At 69.7% G+C, this 20,297-nt stretch carries 19 protein-coding genes and 1 tRNA gene; 12 read left to right on the plus strand and 8 right to left on the minus strand.

Annotated elements, in window-relative coordinates; genetic code table 11:
• Window positions 1-164: 164 nt before the first annotated feature.
• On the plus strand, window positions 165-698 hold the full coding sequence (locus ACFYP4_RS13530) for a peptidylprolyl isomerase (RefSeq protein WP_358855133.1): 534 nt from the start codon (window positions 165-167) through the stop codon (window positions 696-698).
• Window positions 699-848: 150 nt separating this feature from the next.
• Entirely contained in the window at window positions 849-1,760 is a 912-nt protein-coding gene (locus ACFYP4_RS13535; RefSeq protein WP_358855132.1) for a rhomboid family intramembrane serine protease, read from the plus strand.
• Between the two features lie 283 nt (window positions 1,761-2,043).
• On the opposite strand, the gene crgA is transcribed toward ACFYP4_RS13535, so the two are convergent.
• Entirely contained in the window at window positions 2,044-2,298 is a 255-nt protein-coding gene (crgA, locus tag ACFYP4_RS13540) for a cell division protein CrgA (protein ID WP_358855131.1), read from the minus strand.
• Window positions 2,299-2,439: 141 nt separating this feature from the next.
• On the opposite strand from crgA, the gene ACFYP4_RS13545 reads away from it, so the two are divergent.
• The 6 genes from ACFYP4_RS13545 (at window position 2,440) to ACFYP4_RS13570 (ending at window position 7,014) form a co-directional block, all read left to right on the plus strand.
• Complete coding sequence (locus tag ACFYP4_RS13545) at window positions 2,440-3,219, plus strand: DUF881 domain-containing protein (RefSeq protein WP_358855130.1); 780 nt, start codon at window positions 2,440-2,442, stop codon at window positions 3,217-3,219.
• Window positions 3,220-3,283: 64 nt separating this feature from the next.
• A complete protein-coding gene (locus tag ACFYP4_RS13550; protein WP_388785295.1) occupies window positions 3,284-4,000 on the plus strand; it encodes a class E sortase in 717 nt (238 codons plus the stop codon).
• 16 nt (window positions 4,001-4,016) lie between these two features.
• Window positions 4,017-4,235 carry a hypothetical protein gene (locus tag ACFYP4_RS13555; RefSeq protein ID WP_388785296.1) on the plus strand — a complete coding sequence of 73 codons (219 nt, stop codon included), beginning with the start codon at window positions 4,017-4,019 and terminating at the stop codon, window positions 4,233-4,235.
• Complete coding sequence (locus tag ACFYP4_RS13560) at window positions 4,232-4,870, plus strand: aminodeoxychorismate/anthranilate synthase component II (RefSeq protein ID WP_358855128.1); 639 nt, start codon at window positions 4,232-4,234, stop codon at window positions 4,868-4,870. The genes ACFYP4_RS13555 and ACFYP4_RS13560 overlap by 4 nt, the downstream gene beginning before the upstream one ends.
• Window positions 4,867-6,195, plus strand: coding sequence for a class E sortase (locus ACFYP4_RS13565; RefSeq protein ID WP_388785297.1), 1,329 nt, complete (start codon window positions 4,867-4,869; stop codon window positions 6,193-6,195). The genes ACFYP4_RS13560 and ACFYP4_RS13565 overlap by 4 nt, the downstream gene beginning before the upstream one ends.
• A 66-nt stretch (window positions 6,196-6,261) precedes the next feature.
• Window positions 6,262-7,014, plus strand: a complete 753-nt coding sequence (locus tag ACFYP4_RS13570) for a class E sortase (RefSeq protein ID WP_388785298.1) — start codon at window positions 6,262-6,264, stop codon at window positions 7,012-7,014.
• Window positions 7,015-7,159: 145 nt separating this feature from the next.
• On the opposite strand, the gene pknB is transcribed toward ACFYP4_RS13570, so the two are convergent.
• The 6 genes from pknB to ACFYP4_RS13600 all read right to left on the minus strand — a co-directional run bounded on the left by pknB (window position 7,160) and on the right by ACFYP4_RS13600 (window position 15,308).
• Window positions 7,160-9,154, minus strand: coding sequence for a Stk1 family PASTA domain-containing Ser/Thr kinase (pknB, locus tag ACFYP4_RS13575; protein ID WP_358850908.1), 1,995 nt, complete (start codon window positions 9,152-9,154; stop codon window positions 7,160-7,162).
• A gap of 170 nt (window positions 9,155-9,324) precedes the next feature.
• Entirely contained in the window at window positions 9,325-10,806 is a 1,482-nt protein-coding gene (locus ACFYP4_RS13580) for a penicillin-binding transpeptidase domain-containing protein (protein WP_358850907.1), read from the minus strand.
• Window positions 10,803-12,239: an FtsW/RodA/SpoVE family cell cycle protein gene (locus tag ACFYP4_RS13585; RefSeq protein WP_388785300.1), complete on the minus strand. Its 1,437-nt coding sequence runs from the start codon at window positions 12,237-12,239 to the stop codon at window positions 10,803-10,805. Before ACFYP4_RS13585 ends, ACFYP4_RS13580 begins: the two co-directional genes overlap by 4 nt.
• 26 nt (window positions 12,240-12,265) lie before the next feature.
• The gene (locus tag ACFYP4_RS13590; protein WP_358850905.1) at window positions 12,266-13,804 is read right to left on the minus strand and encodes a Stp1/IreP family PP2C-type Ser/Thr phosphatase; all 1,539 of its coding nucleotides are present in this window, start codon (window positions 13,802-13,804) and stop codon (window positions 12,266-12,268) included.
• A gap of 120 nt (window positions 13,805-13,924) precedes the next feature.
• Window positions 13,925-14,446, minus strand: a complete 522-nt coding sequence (locus ACFYP4_RS13595) for an FHA domain-containing protein (protein WP_358850904.1) — start codon at window positions 14,444-14,446, stop codon at window positions 13,925-13,927.
• Window positions 14,447-14,456: 10 nt separating this feature from the next.
• Window positions 14,457-15,308 (minus strand): DUF3662 and FHA domain-containing protein, encoded by an 852-nt coding sequence (locus tag ACFYP4_RS13600; protein ID WP_358850903.1) that lies wholly within the window; start codon window positions 15,306-15,308, stop codon window positions 14,457-14,459.
• A gap of 727 nt (window positions 15,309-16,035) precedes the next feature.
• On the opposite strand from ACFYP4_RS13600, the gene ACFYP4_RS13605 reads away from it, so the two are divergent.
• Window positions 16,036-16,119 (plus strand) — tRNA-Leu (locus ACFYP4_RS13605).
• Window positions 16,120-16,365: 246 nt separating this feature from the next.
• Here the strand turns inward: ACFYP4_RS13605 and ACFYP4_RS13610 are convergent.
• Complete coding sequence (locus ACFYP4_RS13610) at window positions 16,366-17,019, minus strand: FMN-dependent NADH-azoreductase (protein ID WP_388785303.1); 654 nt, start codon at window positions 17,017-17,019, stop codon at window positions 16,366-16,368.
• 119 nt (window positions 17,020-17,138) lie between these two features.
• Between ACFYP4_RS13610 and ACFYP4_RS13615 the strand changes: the two genes are divergently transcribed.
• The 3 genes from ACFYP4_RS13615 (at window position 17,139) to ACFYP4_RS13625 (ending at window position 20,087) form a co-directional block, all read left to right on the plus strand.
• Window positions 17,139-17,501 carry a helix-turn-helix domain-containing protein gene (locus ACFYP4_RS13615; RefSeq protein ID WP_358850901.1) on the plus strand — a complete coding sequence of 121 codons (363 nt, stop codon included), beginning with the start codon at window positions 17,139-17,141 and terminating at the stop codon, window positions 17,499-17,501.
• 96 nt (window positions 17,502-17,597) lie between these two features.
• Complete coding sequence (locus ACFYP4_RS13620) at window positions 17,598-19,046, plus strand: DUF2252 domain-containing protein (protein ID WP_358850900.1); 1,449 nt, start codon at window positions 17,598-17,600, stop codon at window positions 19,044-19,046.
• 108 nt (window positions 19,047-19,154) lie between these two features.
• On the plus strand, window positions 19,155-20,087 hold the full coding sequence (locus ACFYP4_RS13625) for a hypothetical protein (RefSeq protein ID WP_388785305.1): 933 nt from the start codon (window positions 19,155-19,157) through the stop codon (window positions 20,085-20,087).
• Window positions 20,088-20,297: the final 210 nt, after the last annotated feature.

Here is a 20,297-nt window from a genome sequence, read left to right on the forward strand (position 1 = left end):
CTCGACCGGTTTTCTGCAGACGCTGTCCCCGGGCATCCGTCCGGGGACAAAGATCCGGGTGCCCGGTAGAAGCGGTACTAAGCGCCGGGACGAGTGGTGACGGGCGACGGGCGTCCGGGCCGTGCGAGGATCGGGGAGTCAGAGAAGGCAACGGAAGGCAGATCGTGGCTGAGCAGCTTTACGCCACCCTGAAGACCAACCAAGGCGACATCGAAGTCCGGCTCCTGCCGAACCACGCGCCGAAGACGGTCCGCAACTTCGTCGAACTCGCCAAGGGCGAGCGCGAGTGGGTCAACCCGGAGTCCGGCCAGAGGACCACGGACAGGCTCTACGACGGCACGGTCTTCCACCGGGTGATCAGCGGATTCATGATCCAGGGCGGCGACCCGCTCGGCAACGGCACCGGCGGTCCGGGCTACCAGTTCGAGGACGAGTTCCACCCCGACCTCGCCTTCGACAAGCCGTACCTGCTGGCCATGGCGAACGCCGGCCCGGGCACCAACGGCTCGCAGTTCTTCATCACCGTCTCCCCGACGGCCTGGCTGACCCGCAAGCACACCATCTTCGGCGAGGTCATCGACGTGGCCAGCCAGAAGGTCGTGGACGCCATCGTGAGCACCCCGACCAACCCGCGTACCGACCGTCCGGTCAACGACGTGGTCATCGAGTCCGTCGTCGTGGAGACCCGCGAGGGCTGAGGCCCCGGGTTCCCCGGGGAACCAAACGCCCCGTTCGTCCGTAAGGATGGACGGGGCGGTGCGCCGGCGACCGGTCCCGCACGGAAAACGGGCGGACCGCTGTGCGCCGGCCGCGCAGCGACGTAGGCAGAGGTGAGGGGACGACCCGTCATGGACAACGCGCCAGGCAGCCCGCAGGGCCCGAGCGACCAGGGGCAGCAGGACGCGCAGAGCCCGCCCACCTGCTACCGGCACCCCGACCGCGAGACGGGTATCCGCTGCACCCGATGCGAGCGCCCCATCTGCCCGGACTGCATGGTCAGCGCCTCGGTCGGCTTCCAGTGCCCCGACTGCGTGCGTAACGGTTCGGGCACCGGGCACGCACCCACCGCCACGCAGCCCCGCACCCTCGCGGGTGGCGCGGTCGCCGCGGATCCCCGACTCGTCACCAAGATCCTGATCGGCATGAACCTGGCCGCGTTCCTGGTGCAGTTGTCGGTCGGTGATCGCTTCACCAACCACCTCCAGCTCCTCGGCAGTGCGTACGATCCTCTGCTCGGCTCGGTCGAAGGAGTCGCGGAAGGCCAGTGGTACCGGCTGCTGACCTCGATGTTCCTGCACGGCAGCGTCACGCACATCGCCTTCAACATGCTCAGCCTCTGGTGGATCGGCGGACCGCTGGAAGCCGCTCTCGGCCGCGCCCGCTACCTCGCGCTCTACTTCGTCTCCGGTCTCGCCGGCAGCGCCCTGACGTATCTGATCGCCGCACAGAATCAGCCCTCGGTCGGAGCGTCCGGCGCGATCTTCGGTCTCTTCGGCGCGACCGCCGTCCTCATGCGCCGGCTCAACTACGACATGCGCCCGGTCCTCGCCCTGCTCGCGATCAACCTGGTCTTCACCTTCTTCGGGGCCAACATCGCCTGGCAGGCCCACGTCGGTGGCCTGGCCGGGGGCGTCGTCGTCGGGTACGCCATGATCCACGCGCCGCGGAGGCGGCGGGGTCTCGTCCAGTACGGGACGTGCGCACTGGTACTGGCGGCTGTGGTCGTCATGACGCTGGTCAGGACCGCTCAGCTCACGTGAGTGACCGAGTTTGTCCACAGACTGTGGCGGATCTTGTGCACGCTGTGCGGGAACAACGGTGCCCCCTGTCCCCGACCTGAGTTTTCCCAGGTAGGGCAGGGGGCGAACAAGCTTCCGCTTCCCGGTAGGCCAGTCACACCGGCGTCAACACGGAGTGGGTTATCCACAGATCGTCGTTCTTTTTCCCCACTGTGGAAAACTTCTGTGGATAACTCGGTGGACAGCTTGGGGCAGAGCTCAGGCCACCTCGCCGTGGACCCCCGTTACCCCACCGGAGAAGCCGTCACTTCCACTGCGTGGAGACGCCGAATCCCGCCGCGATGAACCCGAAACCGACCACGATGTTCCAGTTGTCCAGGCTGTCGATCGGCAGCGAACCGTTGGTCACGTAGAAGACCACGATCCAGGCGAGGCCGATGAGGAACATGGCCAGCATGACCGGTGCGACCCAGCCGCGGGTGTTCAGTTTGATGGCCGTCGCCTGCTTGGACGGCGGCGGCGTGTAGTCGGCCTTCTTGCGGATACGTGACTTCGGCACGAGGGTCTCTCCTGTCGATGCGCTGCGTGGCCGCGCAGGGAACTGGGGCGGGCTCGGGGCAGCGTACAAGGGGACACTGAGTGCTCCCCCGGGCGTCCGTTAGCGTAGTGCTTCCGCGGCGCCTAAGGAGATAAGGGTACGTTGAGCAATTCTGCCGACTCCCCGGGGACGGGTCCCTCCACGGCCCGTACGCGCCGTTTCCGGCCCGTGCGGGTGCTTACCGTAGCGGTGTTCGCCCTGGCGGGACTCATCTTCTTCACCAGCTTCAACACGGCCAAGGGCACCAATATCCGTACGGATGCGTCCATGTTGAAGCTCTCCGACCTCATTCAGGAACGGAGCCACAAGAACGGGCAGCTCGACGAGTCCAACGGCGCCCTGCGTGACGACGTCGAGGCGCTCGCCGAGCGCGGCGACGGCCGCTCGGACGCCGAGGACGCGAAGCTGGCCGCGCTGGAGAAGAAGGCGGGCACCCGGAAGCTCAGGGGCAAGGCCGTCACGGTCACGCTGAACGACGCCCCGCCGAACGCGACCGCCAAGCTGCCGGGCTACCCGGAGCCGCAGCCCGACTACCTGGTCATCCACCAGCAGGATCTCCAGGCCGTGGTGAACGCCCTGTGGCAGGGCGGCGCCGAAGGCATCAAGGTGATGGACCAGCGGCTGATCTCCACCAGCGCGGTGCGCTGCGTCGGCAACACCCTGATCCTCCAGGGCCGGGTCTACTCGCCGCCGTACAAGATCACCGCGGTCGGTGACCCGGGGAAGCTCCAGAAGGCCCTGGCGGCCTCCGCGGCGATCCAGAACTACATGGTGTACGTCAACGTCTACGGGCTCGGCTGGAAAGTCGAGGAGGACGGCAGGGTGACTCTTCCCGGCTACTCGGGCACAGTGGATCTCCACTACGCGACGCCCGCGGAGTAGCGGGAGCAGCGGGCGGCGAAGGGGCCGGAGGAGCGGAGCAGCTGCCACTGGGGGGCCTGTGTCGGTGCGTGTGCTCGTCAGGACGGTCAGCGAACTGTGCATCACCGTCGGCACCGTGATCGTGCTCTTCGTGGTGTACGTGCTGTTCTGGACCGGCGTGAAGGCCGACAGCGTGATGGACGACCAGATCGACACGCTCCAGGACCGGTGGTCCCAGGGGGCCGTACGGCCGGTGCCCACCCCGTCGGGCAGCCCGGCCCCAGGCGGAAGCGGAAGCTCCGGAACACCACCGGCAGGGCCGGCCCGCTACGCGGACGGCGAGCCTTTCGCGATCATGTACCTGCCGCGTCTTGGTTTCACGTGGAACAAGCCCGTGCTCGAGGGCACCGGAGTCGGCACCCTGAAGAAGGGGCTCGGGCACTACGCGCGCACCGCACGGCTCGGGCAGCGCGGAAACTTCGCGGTCGCGGGGCACCGCCGCACGTACGGGGATCCCTTCAAGGACTTCCCCGGACTTCGTCCGGGGGACGCGGTGGTGCTGACGGACGGCACCACCTGGTTCACGTACCGCATCGACACGAAGCCGTACCGGACGCTGCCAGGAGATGTCGCCGTCATCGATCCGGTGCCGAAGAGGTCGGGGTACACGCGGGCGGGCCGCTATCTGACGCTCACCACCTGCGACCCGGAGTGGGGGCACAGCCACCGGCTGATCATCTGGGCGCATCTTGATTCCACCCAGCCAGTGGAGGCCGGGAAACCGGAGGCGCTGCGCCGTTAGTCTGGTGCGGTACGGCATGAGTCGGGTGGTGTACGGCGTGACTCTGGTGCCGTGGTGCTACGGAAGGGACGGCATGTACGGCTGGATCTGGCGGCATCTGCCGGGGAACGCCTGGGTGAGGGCGTTGATCTCCCTCGTCCTGGCCCTCGCGGTGGTCTACGTGCTCTTCCAGTACGTCTTCCCGTGGGCCGAACCCCTGCTCCCCTTCAACGATGTGACGGTGGACGACCAGTGAGCGCGCGGATTCTCGTCGTCGACAACTACGACAGCTTCGTCTTCAACCTCGTCCAGTACCTGTACCAGCTGGGCGCGGAGTGCGAGGTGGTGCGCAACGACGAGGTGTCGACCGCGCACGCCCAGGACGGCTTCGACGGGGTGCTGCTGTCGCCGGGGCCGGGCGCTCCGGAGCAGGCGGGCGTCTGCATCGACATGGTCCGGCACTGCGCGACGACCGGTGTCCCCGTCTTCGGTGTCTGTCTCGGCATGCAGTCGATGCAGGTGGCGTACGGCGGGGTGGTGGACCGTGCGCCGGAGCTGCTGCACGGGAAGACCTCGCTCGTCGAACACGGGGGCACCGGCGTCTTCGCGGGACTGCCGTCCCCCTTCACGGCGACCCGCTACCACTCGCTGGCCGCCGAACCCCGGACGGTGCCGGCCGAGCTAGAGGTGACGGCCCGCACCCACGACGGGATCGTGATGGGGCTGCGCCACCGCGAACTCCCGGTCGAAGGGGTGCAGTTCCACCCCGAGTCGGTGCTGACCGAGCACGGGCACCTGATGCTCGCCAACTGGCTGGCGGAGTGCGGGGACCAGGGCGCGGTCGCGAGGTCGGCGGGGCTCGCCCCGGTGGTGGGCAGGGCCACGGCGTGACCGCGCTGCGCCCCGAGCGCGACGGTTCCCCCTACGGCGGCGAGGCCGCGTACGGGGGCGCTGACGCGTTCGAGGGCGCCGAGTCCTTCGGCGGGCCCTTGGCGGGCCCGCTCCCGCCGGAACAGCCGGCGCAGGAGTGGTACGACCCCGAGGGGTACGCACGGGACTGGTACGGGTCGTCCGAGGGCACCCGGGGAGCGGGCGCGGCATCGTACGAGCCGTCGCCGCGGCAGTATCCCGGCCCGTCTCCGCAGGGGCAGTACCAGGACCCGTCGCGACCGGCGTACGGGGGGTCGTACGCGACGCCCTACGAGACGCCCGGTGCCGCAGGGTACGGGGAGCCGGCCGGTGCGCCGTACGCGCAACCCACGGTCGTCCAGCCGGCGGTGGCACCGCGGTCGCCGGACGACGAGACGGTGGCACTGCGGCTTGCGGAGGTCCCGCGCCGGGCCGGGTCTGCCGCGAACGCGGCCGGGAGCGAGGCCACAGGCGCCCCGGGGGGCCGCGCGGCGCGCCGGAAGGCCGCCGGGCGCCGCGGACGGCACGGAGGCGCGCAGGCGCCCGCGGAGGCGTCGACGGCGGTGTCCGCGGAACGTGCCGCGGGAGCGCCCCGCTCCCGGGTGGAGGCGCGGCGCGCGGCGCGCGCGCAGCGGCCCGGGGCGGCGGTCGTGGTGAGCCGGGTCATCGGCGAGGTGTTCATCACCACGGGTGTGCTGATGCTGCTGTTCGTGACCTACCAGCTGTGGTGGTCGAACATCCGGGCGCACCAGCAGGCGGGCAGCGCCGCGAGCCACCTCCAGGAGGACTGGGCGAACGGGAAGCGCACACCAGGGGCGTTCGAGCCGGGGCAGGGTTTCGCCATCCTGCACATTCCCCGGCTGGACGTGGTGGCGCCGATCGCCGAGGGCATCAGCAAGTCGAAGGTCCTCGACCGCGGGATGGTCGGTCACTACGACAAGGACAGCGTGAAGACGGCGATGCCGGAGGCCAAGACCGGCAACTTCGGAATCGCGGGGCACCGCAACACCCACGGTGAACCATTCCGGTACATCAACCGTCTCAAGCCGGGGGACCCGATCGTCGTCGAGACGCAGGACGAGTACTTCGTCTACGAGATGGCGTCGATCCTCCCGGTGACGCCGCCCTCGAACACCGGCGTGCTCGACCCCGTCCCCAAGGGGTCGGGTTTCACGGCACCCGGGCGCTACATCACACTGACCACGTGCACGCCTGAATTCACCAGCAAGTACCGGATGATCGTCTGGGGCAAGATGGTCGAGGAACGGCCGCGCAGCGAGGGCAAGCCGGACGCGCTCGTCGAGTAGCGCGCGAGAGCGCTGTCGTCGGGCCTGCCGGACAATCTGAGTCGGACCAGACGGGGCGGATGCACAGTGGCAGCGAGGACGGACCACGACGAGCGCGCCGGTGCGGACGCCGGCGCCGGCGCGGAGTCCCCGCCGAGGCGCCGCGGCCCGGGCCGGATCGCGACGGCCGTCAGTGTCTTCGGTGAACTCCTCATCACCGCCGGGCTGGTGCTCGGTCTCTTCGTCGTCTACTCGCTGTGGTGGACGAACGTGATCGCCGACCGCGCGGCGCACAAGGAGGCCGACCAGGTGCGCGACACCTGGCTCGACCACCGGGGCGGCCCCGGCGCGCTGGACACCAGGAACGGCATCGGCTTCCTGCACGTGCCGGCCATGCGGAACGGCGAGGTGCTCGTCAAGAAGGGCACGTCGGCCAAGGTCCTGAACAACGGCGTCGCCGGTTACTACACGGACCCCGTCAAGTCGGCCCTGCCGCAGGACGGGAAGGGCAACTTCACGCTGGCCGCCCACCGCGACGGCCACGGCGCCAAGTTCCACAACATCGACAAGCTCAGGAAGGGCGACCCGATCGTCTTCGAGACCAAGGACGACTGGTACGTCTACAGGGTCTTCTCGGTCCTTCCGGAGACCTCGAAGTACAACGTGCGGGTCCTCGGGCCGGTCCCCAAGCAGGCGGGCGTGAAGAAGGCCGGCCGGTACATCACCCTGACGACGTGCACGCCCGTCTACACGTCCCGCTACCGCTATGTGGTGTGGGGCGAGCTGGAGCGGGTGGAGAAGGTCGACAGCGACCGCACGCCGCCGGAGGAGATCCGCTAGGGCCGTCCGGCACCGACCCGTCGCCCGGTAGGGCTCCCGTACGTGAGGGAGGGCTACCGGAGCACCTGGTACGTACGGGAGAGCCCCGGCACCCTTCGTGGGTGCCGGGGCTCTCCCGTACGCCGGACCGGGTCCGGACGGAGTGCTAGTCCTCGGTGCGGAACAGCGTGCCGTCGATGCCGCCGAAGAGGCCGCCGTTGCCGTTGCCGCCGCCGTTGTCGCCGCCGCCGCCCGTGGTGTTCAGGTTGATCGCGGTGCCCTGGTCGACCTGGCTGCCGGCCCCCGGATCGGTGACCAGGACGATGGCGTTGTCATCGCTGGAACCGTTGACGTTGCCGACCTGGAGGCCCGCGCCCTCGAGGGCCTTCTTGGCGTCCTTCAGGCGCTGACCGGTCAGGGCTGGCACGGCCACCTTCTGCTTCTCGGCGGCCTTGCCGATCTGGATGGTGACCTTCGTGCCCGGGTCGGCCTGCGAATTGGCCGACGGGGCGGTCTGGATGACCTTGCCGACCTTCGAGGCGTCGTCCGTCTCGACCTCCTGGCACTCGCCGACGAGGTTGTTGGCCTGCATCTGCTGCTTGGCCTCGTCACAGCTCTTGCCCTGGACGTCCGGCACGGTGGCCCGCTTCTTCTCCACCGCCACGGTCAGGGTGATGGTCGTGCCCTTCTCCAGCTCCGTGTCGCCCCCGGGGTCCTGGCCGATGACGACGCCCTGGCTCTGTGTGGACTCCTGGTTCTTCCGCTCGACCTCGAAGCCCTTGGCGGTGAGCCGGGCCTTCGCCTTGCTGTAGGACAGCCCCTGGACGTCGGGCACGGTGACCTTCGGCGCACCCGTCGACACCACCAGGTTGATGGTGTCGCCCTTGTTGACCTCCACGCCTGCCTTCGGGTCCTGCGAGCAGACGTTGCCCGTCTTCTCCTTCTCGCAGGCCTTCTTCGTGAACGTGAGCACCAGGTCGCGGTTCTCCGCGAAGATCGTGGCGTCCGCCCGGGACTGGCCCACGAAGTTCGGCGCGGGGAACGGTTCGTCGGCCGAGTCCTTGCCCTCGAAGGCCCACATGCCGATCAGGATCGCGCCGACGAGGACCAGAATGCCCGCCACGACCAGCAGGATCGTCGAGGTGTTCGTCTTCTTCTGACGCCGGCGGTCGGGGCGGTCGTCGTGCCCGCCGTCGTCCGGGTTCATCGGGGGCAGCATCGTCGTGGCCTGCCCGTCCGTGGAGCGCAGGGCCGTGGTCGGCTGGTCGTCGGGGTAGCCGCCGTAACCGACGGAGCCCATGGCGGCCGTGGCGGCGACGGGCTGGCCGTCGAGGCAGGCCTCGATGTCCACGCGCATCTCGTCGGCGGACTGGTAGCGGTAGTCGGGGTCCTTGGTCAGCGCCTTGAGGACGATGGCGTCCATCTCGGGCGTGATCTCGGGGTCGAACACGCTCGGCGGCTGGGGCTCCTCGCGCACGTGCTGGTAGGCCACCGCGACCGGGGAGTCACCGACGAAGGGCGGACGCACGGTCAGCAGTTCGTACAGCAGACAGCCGGCGGAGTACAGGTCGGAACGGGCGTCGACCTGCTCGCCCTTGGCCTGCTCCGGCGAGAGGTACTGGGCGGTGCCGATGACCGCCGCGGTCTGCGTCATCGTCATGCCGACGTCGCCCATCGCGCGGGCGATGCCGAAGTCCATGACCTTGACCTGGCCGTTGCGCGTGAGCATGACGTTGGCCGGCTTGATGTCACGGTGGACGATGCCGGCGCGGTGGGAGTACTCGAGGGCCTGGAGGATGCCGATGGTCATCTCCAGGGTGCGCTCGGGCAGCAGCTTGCGCCCGGAGTGCAGCAGCTCGCGCAGGGTGGAACCGTCGACGTACTCCATCACGATGTACGGGATGGAGATGCCCTCGATGTAGTCCTCGCCGGTGTCGTAGACGGCGACGATCGCGGGATGGTTGAGCGAGGCGGCCGACTGGGCCTCCCGGCGGAAGCGGGCCTGGAACGACGGATCGCGCGCGAGGTCCGCGCGAAGCGTCTTCACCGCTACGGTGCGGCCGAGCCGGGTGTCGTGGGCGAGGTGAACCTCGGCCATGCCACCACGGCCGAGCACATGGCCCAGCTCGTACCGGCCGCCGAGGCGACGCGGCTCTTCCATAGCTACCTACCAGCCCTCTCCGTCAGTCCCGACCGCACCTTTGTGGGTCCGGCGGTGTGCTGTCCGGGCATACGGTACCCGGATCGCCTTGTGTGACCTGGCCAAGACCGTCACCCGATGCAGGACCGGTATTCGCAACGTGCACCGATGTGCGGCGGGCGTGACGGGGGTCACTTCTTGCTGTCGATCACTGCCTTCATCACGTCCCTCGCGATGGGCGCGGCGAGACCGCCGCCCGAGATGTCGTCACGGTTGGCGCTCTCGTCCTCGACCACGACGGCGACGGCGACCGGGGAGCTGCCGTCGCTCTGCTTGGCGTAGGAGATGAACCAGGCGTAGGGGTTCTCGCTGTTGTCGACGCCGTGCTGGGCGGTGCCCGTCTTGCCGCCGACGGTGATGCCGCCCTCGTTGATCTGCGCCCGGGTGCCGGTGCCCTTCTTGACGACCGTCTCCATCATCGACTGCAGGATCTGGGCGTTCTCCTCGGAGAGCGGCTCGCTCATCTTCTCGGGCTCGGTCTGCTCGATGACGTCCAGGTTCGGGGCCTGGAGCTTGTCGACCATGTACGGCTTCATGAGCGTGCCGTTGTTGGCGACGGCCGAGGCGACCATGGCCATCTGGAGAGGGGTCGTGGCCGTCTCGAACTGGCCGATGGAACTGAGCGCGGTCTGCGGCTTGTCCATCTTGGTCGGGAAGATCGAGGCGCTGGTGCGCACCGGGGTGAACTGCTCCTCGTTGAAGCCGAACTTCTCGGCCTGCTCGACCATCTTGTCCCGGCCGAGGTCGGCGCCGATCTTGCCGAACACGGTGTTGCAGGAGACCCGGAGCGCCTCACGCATGGTGGCGTTCTTGCAGGGGATGTTCCCCTCGTTCTTCAGCTCGGTGTTCGTGTTCGGCAGGGTGTACGGCAGCGGCGAGTCGGTCTTCTCGTCCGCGCTGCTGTACTTGCCGTTCTCCAGCGCAGCGGCGGCGGTGACGACCTTGAAGGTGGAGCCCGGCGGGTAGGTCTCGCGCAGCGCCCGGTTGAGCATCGGCTCGTCCGGGTTGCTCTTCTTCTGGATCTTCTGCCAGGCCTTGCTGTCCGTCGTCGTCGAGTTCCCGGCGAACGTCGACGGGTCGTACGAAGGAGTGGAGGCGAGGGCGAGGATGGCGCCGGTCTGCGGGTCGATCGCGGCGACCGCGCCCTTGCCCTGCCTCAGCAGACCCTGGTACGCGGCCTTCTGCGCGGCCGCGTTGAGCGTGGTGACGACGTTGCCGCCCTGCTTCTTCTTGCCGGTCAGCATGTCGAGGGTGTTGCGGAAGAAGAGCCGGTCGTCGTTGCCGGTGAGGATGCCGTCGTCGATGGACTCCAGCTGCGTGGCCCCGAAGGCCTGCGAGGCGTACCCGGTGACGGGCGCCCACATGGCGCCGTCCTTGTAGGTCCGCTTGTACGCGAAGTCGCTGCCGTCGGTCTTCTTGGAACCGGTGATCGACTTGCCGTCGACGATGATGTCGCCGCGCGGGGTGGCGTAGCGCTCTATGGAGACACGGCGGTTCTTGGGGTCGTCCTTCAGGGCGTCGGCCTGGAGGTACTGGAGCCAGTTGTCCCGGATGAGCAGGGCGAGGACGAGGAGCCCGCAGAAGATCGCGATCCGGCGCAGGGGCTTGTTCACGGTCGGACCACCTGGGTCATCTCGGCGTCGGGGTTGGGAGCGGGGGCGGGCGCGGGGCGGCGCGCGGTGTCGCTGATGCGGATCAGAATGCCGATCAGCGCCCAGTTGGCGATCACGGAGGAACCTCCGTACGCCAGGAACGGCATGGTCATACCGGTCAGCGGGATGAGGCCCATGACACCGCCGGCGACCACGAAGACCTGGAGGGCGAAACCGCCGGAGAGGCCGATGGCGGCGAGCTTGCCGAACGGGTCGCGGGCGGCGAGGGCCGTACGGACGCCGCGCTCGACGATCAGCCCGTACATCAGCAGGATCGCCATGATGCCCGCGAGGCCGAGCTCCTCGCCGAAGGTGGCGAGGATGAAGTCGGAGTTGGCGGCGAACTTGATCAGGTCGGAGTTGCCCTGGCCGAGTCCGGTGCCCAGGGTGCCGCCGGAGCCGAAGGCCCACAGCGCTTCCATGGACTGCTCCGAGTGACCGGCGACTCCCTGCTGGCTGAGCGTGTACTCGCGCATCGGGTCGAGCCAGGCCTGGACGCGCTGCTGGACGTGCGGTTCGAAGGAGGCGACGCTGACCGCGCCGACCGCGGACATCACCAGACCGAAGACGATCCAGCTGGTCCGCTCGGTGGCGACGTACAGCATGATCACGAACATGCCGAAGAACAGCAGCGAGGTGCCGAGGTCGGTCTCGAAGACGAGGATGAGGATCGAGACGAACCAGACGACCAGGATCGGGCCGAGGTCGCGGCCGCGCGGCAGGTAGAGACCCATGACGCGGCGGCTGGCGAGCGCCAGCGCGTCGCGCTTGACCATCAGGTAGCCGGCGAAGAAGACGACGAGGACGATCTTGGCGAACTCACCGGGCTGGATGGTGAATCCGGCGATTGAGATCCAGATCTTCGCGCCGAAGACGTTCAGGCCGAGGCCCGGCACCAGCGGCAGGAGCAGCAGGATGAGGGCGAGGACCATGGAGATGTACGTGTAGCGCTGGAGGACGCGGTGGTCCTTCAGGAAGACCAGCACCACGGCGAACAGCGCGATGCCGAGCGCGGTGTACAGCAGCTGGCGGGGCGCGGCCTCGACGAAGTTCGGCAGTGCCTGGAGCCGCTTCGACTGGTCGAGCCGCCAGATGACGACGAGCCCGAGGCCGTTGAGCAGCGTGGCCAGCGGCAGCAGCAGCGGATCCGCGTACGGCGCGAACTTGCGCACGACGAGATGGCCGACGGCGGCGAGCAGGCCGAGGCCGAGACCGTAGCTCAGCAGGCCGGGCGGCACCGAGTCGCTGATGGCGAGGCCCACGTTGGCGTAGGCGAACACCGGGATGACTACGGCGAACACCAGCAGTGCCAGCTCGGTGTTGCGACGGCTCGGCGTACCGATCGTGCCGATCGTGGACGTGTGGTGCGTCGACGAGTTCGTACTACTGCTCATGGTGTGACAGGGCCCCTCACGGCTGCTTACTGCTTACCGCACAGCGAGACCAGCTTCTGCTCTTCCTCGGAGAGGCTGGGGCCGGGTGTGGGAGTGGGTGCGGTCTTGGACTTGGAGGACGAGGGCTGTGACGCCGACGGGTTGGGCGTCGGCGACGATGTGGCCTTGGACGTCAGTGAGGTCTTCGTGGTTCCCGTGACGCCGCCGGCCTCGCCCGCGCCGGGTTTGGCGTTCTTCTCGGCGGCGGAGCGGCGTTCGGCGTTCTTCTTGCACGCGGACGCCTGCACGCCCAGCTCGTCGATCTTCGACTGCGCGTCGCTGAGGCCGCCCTCGGCGATGGTCGCCTTGACCTGCTTCTGCTGGTACGGCGGCAGGTACTTGAGTTCGATCTCGGGGTGGTCCTTCTCCACCTTCGAGAGCGAGACCCAGGCCAGGTCCTGGCTGATGCCCCGGTACAGCGCGACGTGCTCGCCCTGGGCGCCGACGAAGTACTGGGTCTGCGTCCAGCGGTAGCCGCCGTACAGGCCGCCGCCGATGACGGCGAGCGCGAGCACGGTGTAGAAGGACCTCTTCACCCACCTGCGCCCGGAGCGCGGCTTCACGAAGTCCTCGTCCGAGTACCCGTCGAAGCTGCCGGCGGGGACGTAACCGGTGGTGTCGCCGCTGCCGGGCGGCCCGAACTCGCCGCCGCCGCCCTGACCGGGTACCTGGCGGCCGAGGTTCGAGGCGCGCCCCGCGGGCGTCTGCATGGCGCCGTTGTCGTGCGCCTGGAGCTGGTTCTCGGCGACCGCGCCCACCACGACCGGGGTGTCGGAGAGCTGGCCGGCGAGGGTGTCACCGCTGTCGATGTCGAGGACGTCGGCGACGATCACGGTGATGTTGTCGGGGCCGCCGCCGCGCAGCGCGAGCTGGATGAGCTCCTGCACGGTCTCCTGGGGGCCCTGGTAGCTGGCGAGTGTGTCCTCCATCGTCTGATGGCTGACGACGCCCGACAGGCCGTCGGAGCAGATCAGGTACCGGTCGCCGGCGCGGACCTCGCGGATGGACAGGTCCGGCTCGACGTGGTCGCCACTGCCCAGCGCGCGCATCAGCAGGGAGCGCTGCGGGTGGGTGGTGGCCTCCTCCTCGGTGATGCGTCCCTCGTCCACGAGGCGCTGCACCCAGGTGTGGTCCTGTGTGATCTGGGTGAGGACCCCGTCGCGGAGCAGGTACGCGCGGGAGTCGCCGACGTGGACGAGGCCGAGGCGCTGTCCGGTCCACAGCAGGGCGGTGAGCGTGGTGCCCATGCCCTCCAGCTGGGGGTCCTCCTCGACCATCATCCTGAGCTGGTCGTTGGCGCGCTGCACGGCGGTGCCGAGCGAGGTGAGGATGTCGGAGCCGGGCACGTCGTCGTCGAGCGCGACGATGGTGGAGATCACCTCGGAGGAGGCGACCTCGCCGGCGGCCTGGCCGCCCATCCCGTCGGCGATCGCGAGCAGCCGCGGACCGGCGTAACCGGAGTCCTCGTTGCCCTCGCGGATCATGCCTTTGTGCGATCCGGCGGCGAAGCGCAGTGACAGACTCATGCGCACCTCGCCCGTCGGCTCCGGGTACATCCGCACGGTGCCCACCCTCCGGTCGGGAGCGCGCCGGGGTCCGTCGTGTGGACCGCCGCTGCGTGCTCGCTCCGCTCGCTCATTGTCGTACTACTTCCGCAGCTCGATGACGGTCTTGCCGATGCGGATCGGCGCGCCCAGCGGGACCGGTGTGGGAGTCGTGAGCCGGGCCCGGTCGAGATAGGTGCCGTTCGTGGAGCCGAGGTCCTCGACGATCCACTGGCCGTCCCGGTCGGGATAGATCCGGGCGTGCCGGCTGGACGCGTAGTCGTCGTCGAGGACGATCGTGGAGTCGTGCGCGCGGCCCAGGGTGATGGTCTGGCCCTGGAGCGCGACGGTCGTGCCCGTGAGGGTGCCCTCCGAGACGACCAGCTTGGTGGGGGCGCCGCGGCGCTGGCGGCCACCGCCGCTCGACGCCGCTTGCTGGCGCTGCTGCGGAGGCGCCGTCTGGCGCGCGGCCTGCTGCGGCCGCGCGGCTTCCCGGCGCGAGCCGCGCTGGGTGACGCGCGTTCCGAACAGGTCGCTGCGGATGACCTGCACGGCCACGATCACGAACAGCCACAGTACGGCCAGGAAACCCAGCCGCATGACCGTGAGGGTCAGCTCTGACATTGCCCCCGCTTCACCCTTCGGCTTGCCGGTAAATGATGGTGGTGCTGCCCACGACGATCCGCGAGCCGTCGCGGAGCGTAGCGCGGGTGGTGTGCTGCCCGTCCACCACGATGCCGTTGGTGGACCCGAGATCCTGGATCGTCGAGGGCGTTCCGGTCCGGATCTCACAGTGCCGGCGCGAGACGCCGGGGTCGTCGATCCGCACGTCGGCTTCGGTGCTGCGGCCCAGCACCAGCGTCGGGCGGGAGATCTGATGGCGTGAGCCGTTGACCTCGATCCAGTGCCGCGTTCTCGCGCCCGGCGCCGGGGCGGCCGCGGCGCGCGGCCCCAGGGGGGCGGCGCCGGGACGGCCGCCGGGCGGCGGCGCGGACGGCATGGGGGGAGCGGACGCGGACTGGGCGGCCGGCGGGTAGCCGTACCCCCCGGGGCGTCCCGCGGCCGGGCCCGCGGGGCCCGCCGGGGCGGACGCGGGCGACTGCTGGTCGGTGGAGGAGGCGAGCGTACGGCTGCGCACCCGGTACAGACCGGTGTCGAGGTCGTCGGCCTTCTCCAGGTGGACCTTGATGGGGCCCATGAAGGTGTAACGCTGCTGCTTGGCGTAGTCGCGCACCATGCCGGCGAGCTCGTCGCCGAGCTGACCCGAGTAGGGGCTGAGGCGCTCGAAGTCCGGCGTGCTCAGCTCCACGATGAAGTCGTTGGGGACGACGGTCCGCTCGCGGTTCCAGATCGTGGCGTTGTTGTCGCACTCGCGTTGGAGCGCTCCCGCGATCTCCACGGGCTGGACCTCGGACTTGAACACCTTGGCGAAGGTGCCGTTGACCAGACCTTCGAGACGCTGCTCGAACTTCTTCAGGACTCCCATGGGGCACCTCCTCCTTAGACGTCGTCCTGTGTGCCGCTTACACCTGTACTGCCCGCCGTACCGCCGGATGCGGCACCGCCGGTGCTGCTCACCGCCGTGCCACCCACTGTCTACTGCCCAGCGCGGTGCCACTTACGGCGTTCTGCTGATCGTCTTCGTCCTGGTACTGCTTACTGATCGTATCCACGCGCCGGGAAATCGGGTGGTTCCCCCTGTCGGCCCGGTCGACGAGTGTCGACACCTTCCGCGGTCCCGAGCCGAGGTCCCCTCCCGAAGTTCCCTCCGGAGCCCCTCTTCGAACTCCTTCAGGCAAGGATCGTAGAGGTGGCCCGGGACCAGTGTCCCGCACCTGACTGTGCACCTTGTCCGGCTCCTGGACAGATGGCCAGGACCGGTACGAGGTTGATACGTGAACCGGTTCTTTCTGTACACGCGCAGCGGGCGGGAGAAGACGGGTCGGGCCGCCGGGGGCGACAGGGGGCGGGGGCCGAGCGGGACCGGCGGCCGGGGGCGGGGGCTCCCCTCCGTGTCCTCATGGGTGGCCGCCGGACGGATCCGAGGTGCCCGCGGTCGCCGTATGCCCCGGTGGGCGGTCCTCCGGGGCATGGCCGGCGGAGCTGCGGGGGGCCGGGAAAGGGATGTGATTCCACCCCGGACGGCGTGCTAATCTTCTGCATGTCGACAGGGGCTCGCACCACTTGGTGGGGGACCGGAAGACACACCCAATGCGCGGGTGGCGGAATAGGCAGACGCGCTGGATTCAGGTTCCAGTGCCCGAAAGGGCGTGGGGGTTCAACTCCCCCCTCGCGCACAGCGAACGGACCCCTTCTCCGACGGAAGTCGGAGAAGGGGTCCGTTTCTCGTTGCCCAGGGGCGTCGGCTCCGGAGGGAGCCGGCTCGGGGGCAGGGCGGGACGGGCGGTCCTGGGTGCCGCGGGCGGTGAGCTATATCACTGCCCGCAGCGCTTCGGGCGCGTCGGTTCCGGACCGCACGGGCGGCCGGGGTTCCGGGTGTGCGGCAGGGGTTCCGGCGGGGCCGGTCGTCCCGCGGAGTGCGGTCAGGCGGCGAGGCGGGCCGTGAGTTCCTTGGCCCTTGCGGTGGCCGCCTCGAGCGCCTGGACGCGGGAGGCCTCGGAGAGCGGGACCAGTTCGGACATCGCCGGGTTGTGCGGTGCCATCGTCAGCTCCGGGACGATGAAGTGGACGTCCAGGCCGAGCGTGTCGCCGAGGACGGCCTGCAGGTAGTTCTGCACGTACTCGTAGGGCTCGCGGGGGGTGCCCGGCGCGTAGGAGCCGCCGCGGCTGGCGATGACCGTGACCGGGGTGCCCTTGACCTTCGAGTCCTCGGACATGGCGGTGCGCCCGATGAGGATCACGTTGTCCAGCCAGGCCTTGAGGGTCGAGGGGATCGAGAAGTTGTGCATCGGGGCGCCGATCAGGACGGCGTCCGCCTGCTCCAGCTCCTCGATCAGTCGTGCGCGCTCGGCGAAGGCTGCGGTTTGCTCCGGGGTGTGCGTGTCCGGGGCGGCGAAGCCGGCGGTGTGGGCGTCGGCGGTGATGTGCGCGACGGGGTGCGCGGCGAGGTCGTGGTGGATCACCGTGCCGTTCGGGTGCTGCTCCTCCCAGGCCGTACGGAAGGCGTCCGCCACCGCGCGGGAGGCCGACGCGGAGGCGGGGAACACGGACGAGTCGATGTGCAGCAGCGTGGCCATGGGGTCTCCAGGGGATGACGAGCAGCCCGGGTGCCGGGCTTCTGTTTCGTTCCTAACTAGAGATAACACAGCTACTTACTTTTTTTCACCCCCTGGTGTGAACGCAGTAGTCTGGAGTCATGGCAGAGCCGGGGAGCCACGACGCAGGGCCGTGTCAGAAGGTCGACGACGGGATGACGCGGGTCTTCCAGCTGCTCGGGAAGCGCTGGACGGGCCTGGTCGTGGCCGTGCTGCTGCAACGGCCGGTGCACTTCGCCCAACTGCGCAGGGCCATCCCCGGCATCAGCGAGCGCATGCTGTCGGACCGGCTCACGGAACTGGGCGCGGCGGGCCTGGTCGTACGCGAGGTGGACGAGGGCCCTCCGCTGCGGGTCGCGTACCGGCTGACGGAGGCGGGCGCCGCGCTGGAACCGGCGCTCAAGGAACTCGGGGTATGGGCGGAGCGCTATCTGCCCGAAAGGGGTTCCTGCCCCGGGAAATAGCCGCGCCGCGGGGTTGTCCACAGGCTCCGGCGTGGTTCGGCCTTCGGCGGTACGGTCATCACGAGTTGATGTTCGGGCACGGGGGAGGCGGTCGGGATGACCGAGGTCGGTTCAGAGGGCGCGGAGCAGCGGGCGCACAAGGTTTTCCGCGTGCCCGGGTTCGCGGGCGAGGCTCGTGACGGCTCGGGTGAGGCGGCGGGCGCGTACGAGGGGCCGAAGGCCGAGGGGAAGGCGCTGCGGCGGCAGGTGCCGCGCGCCGCGCACGCCGAGCTGACGCTCGACGCCGGCCGGCCGGACGCGGTGACCGCCGTCGAGCATTCCAACCAGGGCCGAATCCCCGGGCTCACCCCCATCCGCGTCGGCAGGATGGCGGCCTCACCCTTCGCCTTCCTGCGCGGTTCGGCCGGACTCATGGCCTACGACCTCGCGCGCACCCCCATGACCGGTATCGCGGCGCAGCTCTGCGGCGACGCCCACGCGGCGAACTTCGGCCTGTACGGCGACGCCCGCGGCGGCCTGGTCATCGACCTGAACGACTTCGACGAGACGGTGCCCGGCCCCTGGGAATGGGACCTCAAGCGGCTCACCGCCTCCCTCGTGCTCGCCGGCCGGGAAACCGGGGCGGACGAGGACACCTGCCGGAAAGCGGCGTACGACGCGGCCGGCGCCTACCGCCGCACCATGCGCCTGCTCGCGAAGCTGCCGGTCCTCGACGCATGGAACGCCATCGCGGACGAGGAACTCCTCTCGCACACCGACGCCCACGATCTCCTCGGCACCCTGGAGCGGGTCTCCGAGAAGGCACGGGCCAACACCAGCGGACGGTTCGCCGAGAAGTCGACCGAGACGGTGGAGGGCGGCGGCCGCCGGTTCGTGGACGCACCGCCGGTGCTGCGCCGCGTGCCCGACGCGGAGGCGGCGGCGGTCGCGGCGTCGCTCGAGGACTACCTGACGACCCTGACGGAGGACCGCCTCCCGCTCCTCGCCCGTTATGCCGTGCACGACGTCGCCTTCCGCGTCGTCGGCACCGGCAGTGTCGGCACCCGCTCGTACGTCGTCCTGCTCCTGGACCATCGCGGGGAGCCACTCATCCTCCAGGTCAAGGAGGCGCGGGCCTCGGCGCTGGTCCCGCACCTCGAGACGGCGGGGTTCGCCGTGCCCGAGGCGGACCACGAGGGTCACCGCGTGGTCCTGGGCCAGAAGCGCATACAGGTCGTGAGCGACTTCCTGCTGGGCTGGACGACGGTCGACGGACGGCCCTTCCAGGTACGCCAGTTCCGCAACCGCAAGGGCAGCGTCGATCCCGCGGCCCTCGCCGCCGACCAGATCGACGACTACGGCCGGATAACCGGCGCGCTGCTCGCCCGTGCTCACGCGCACAGTGCCGACCCGCGCCTGATCGCCGGTTACTGCGGCAAGAACGAGGAGCTGGACGAGGCGCTGGCCTCCTTCGCCGTGGCCTATGCCGACCGTACGGAGGCGGACCACACGGAGCTGGTGGCGGCGGTCGAGCAGGGCCGCATCGCGGCGGAGCCGGGCGTCTGACGTGCGGGACGTGTCGGAGCGGGGCGGGTGGGACCGGGGGTGTGCCGTCCAGGGTGGTGGGGCGGGCTGGGCCGGGAGGCGTGCCGGTCCGTGGCCTAGGCTGGGCGGGTGACGACCCCGGAAGCCGAGCCCAGCCAGCCCGACCGCACCGAGGCGGAGGCCGCCCGCGCGGCGGAGGACGCCCGGTCCCCCAGCGCTGAGGGGCCTCAGCCGGACGACGGGCCGGGACCTCGGCGTGAGGGCGCCGGTGAAGCGGTCGGTGAGGACGCACGGCCCGAGGCGCGGCTGGAGCGGGCCGTACGCGCGGCCGAGCAGGCGCTGATCGAGTACGAGATCGCCGTGGAGACCTTCCGCGTCGAAGTGGAGAACTTCTCGCGGTTGCACCATCAAAAGCTCGGGCCGATGTACGCGCGGCTCGACGAGCTGGAAGCGCAGATCGCCGAGGCGCAGGCCGCCCGGACCGGTGACCCGGAGGACGCGCGGAAGGCCGACGAGGCGCGGGCGCGGGTCATGCCGATGCCGGGCGTCGAGGAGCTGTTCCACGGCTGGATGGACTCGGAAGGACTGTTTCCGGAGGCCGTGGCGATGCTCACGGACCAGCCCGTGCGGCCCCCGCAGCGGGTCCGCCCCAGTGACGAGGCGCGCAAGCTCTACCGCGAACTCGTCCGTCGGGCCCACCCCGACCTGGCGCAGGAGGAGGACGAGCGCGCGCGGCGCGACGCGTTCATCACGCGGGTCAACGCCGCCTACGCCCAGGGCGATGTGGGTCTGCTGCGGGAGCTGTCCGAGGAGTGGGCCGCCGGTCCCGTGCCGGAGGAGTGGAAGCCGAGCCGCAGCGAGGAGCTCTACGCCCGTCTCGAATGGCTCTCCCAGCGCAAGGAACTGCTCACGCTCATCGCCGGTGAGCTGGAGGAGAGCGCGATCGGCTCGATGCTCAAGCTGGCTCCGGACGATCCGGACCGGCTGCTCGAGGAGATCGCGGAGCAGCTTCTCGCGCAGGTCGGTGAGCGCGAGGCTCAGCTGGCCGCGCTGACCGGCTAGGTCGTGTCCGCAAAGTCCCGTCGTCCGCCCGGAGGACGGAACAAGCGGGACTTTGCGGACACGGCCCAGGGCCTGTCGTCTGGATCAGGCCGGCTGTGACCGGCGGTTCGTCCTGACCGGCCTGTGCGTGCCGGGCTCCGCGACGCCTGCATGATCCAAGCGGCAGGCCTGGGAACCTGCGGTTGTCGTTCGCGGTCAGGTAGCGTCGGG

It is taken from the genome of Streptomyces sp. NPDC005551 (genome assembly GCF_042871785.1).
Classification (GTDB): domain Bacteria; phylum Actinomycetota; class Actinomycetes; order Streptomycetales; family Streptomycetaceae; genus Streptomyces.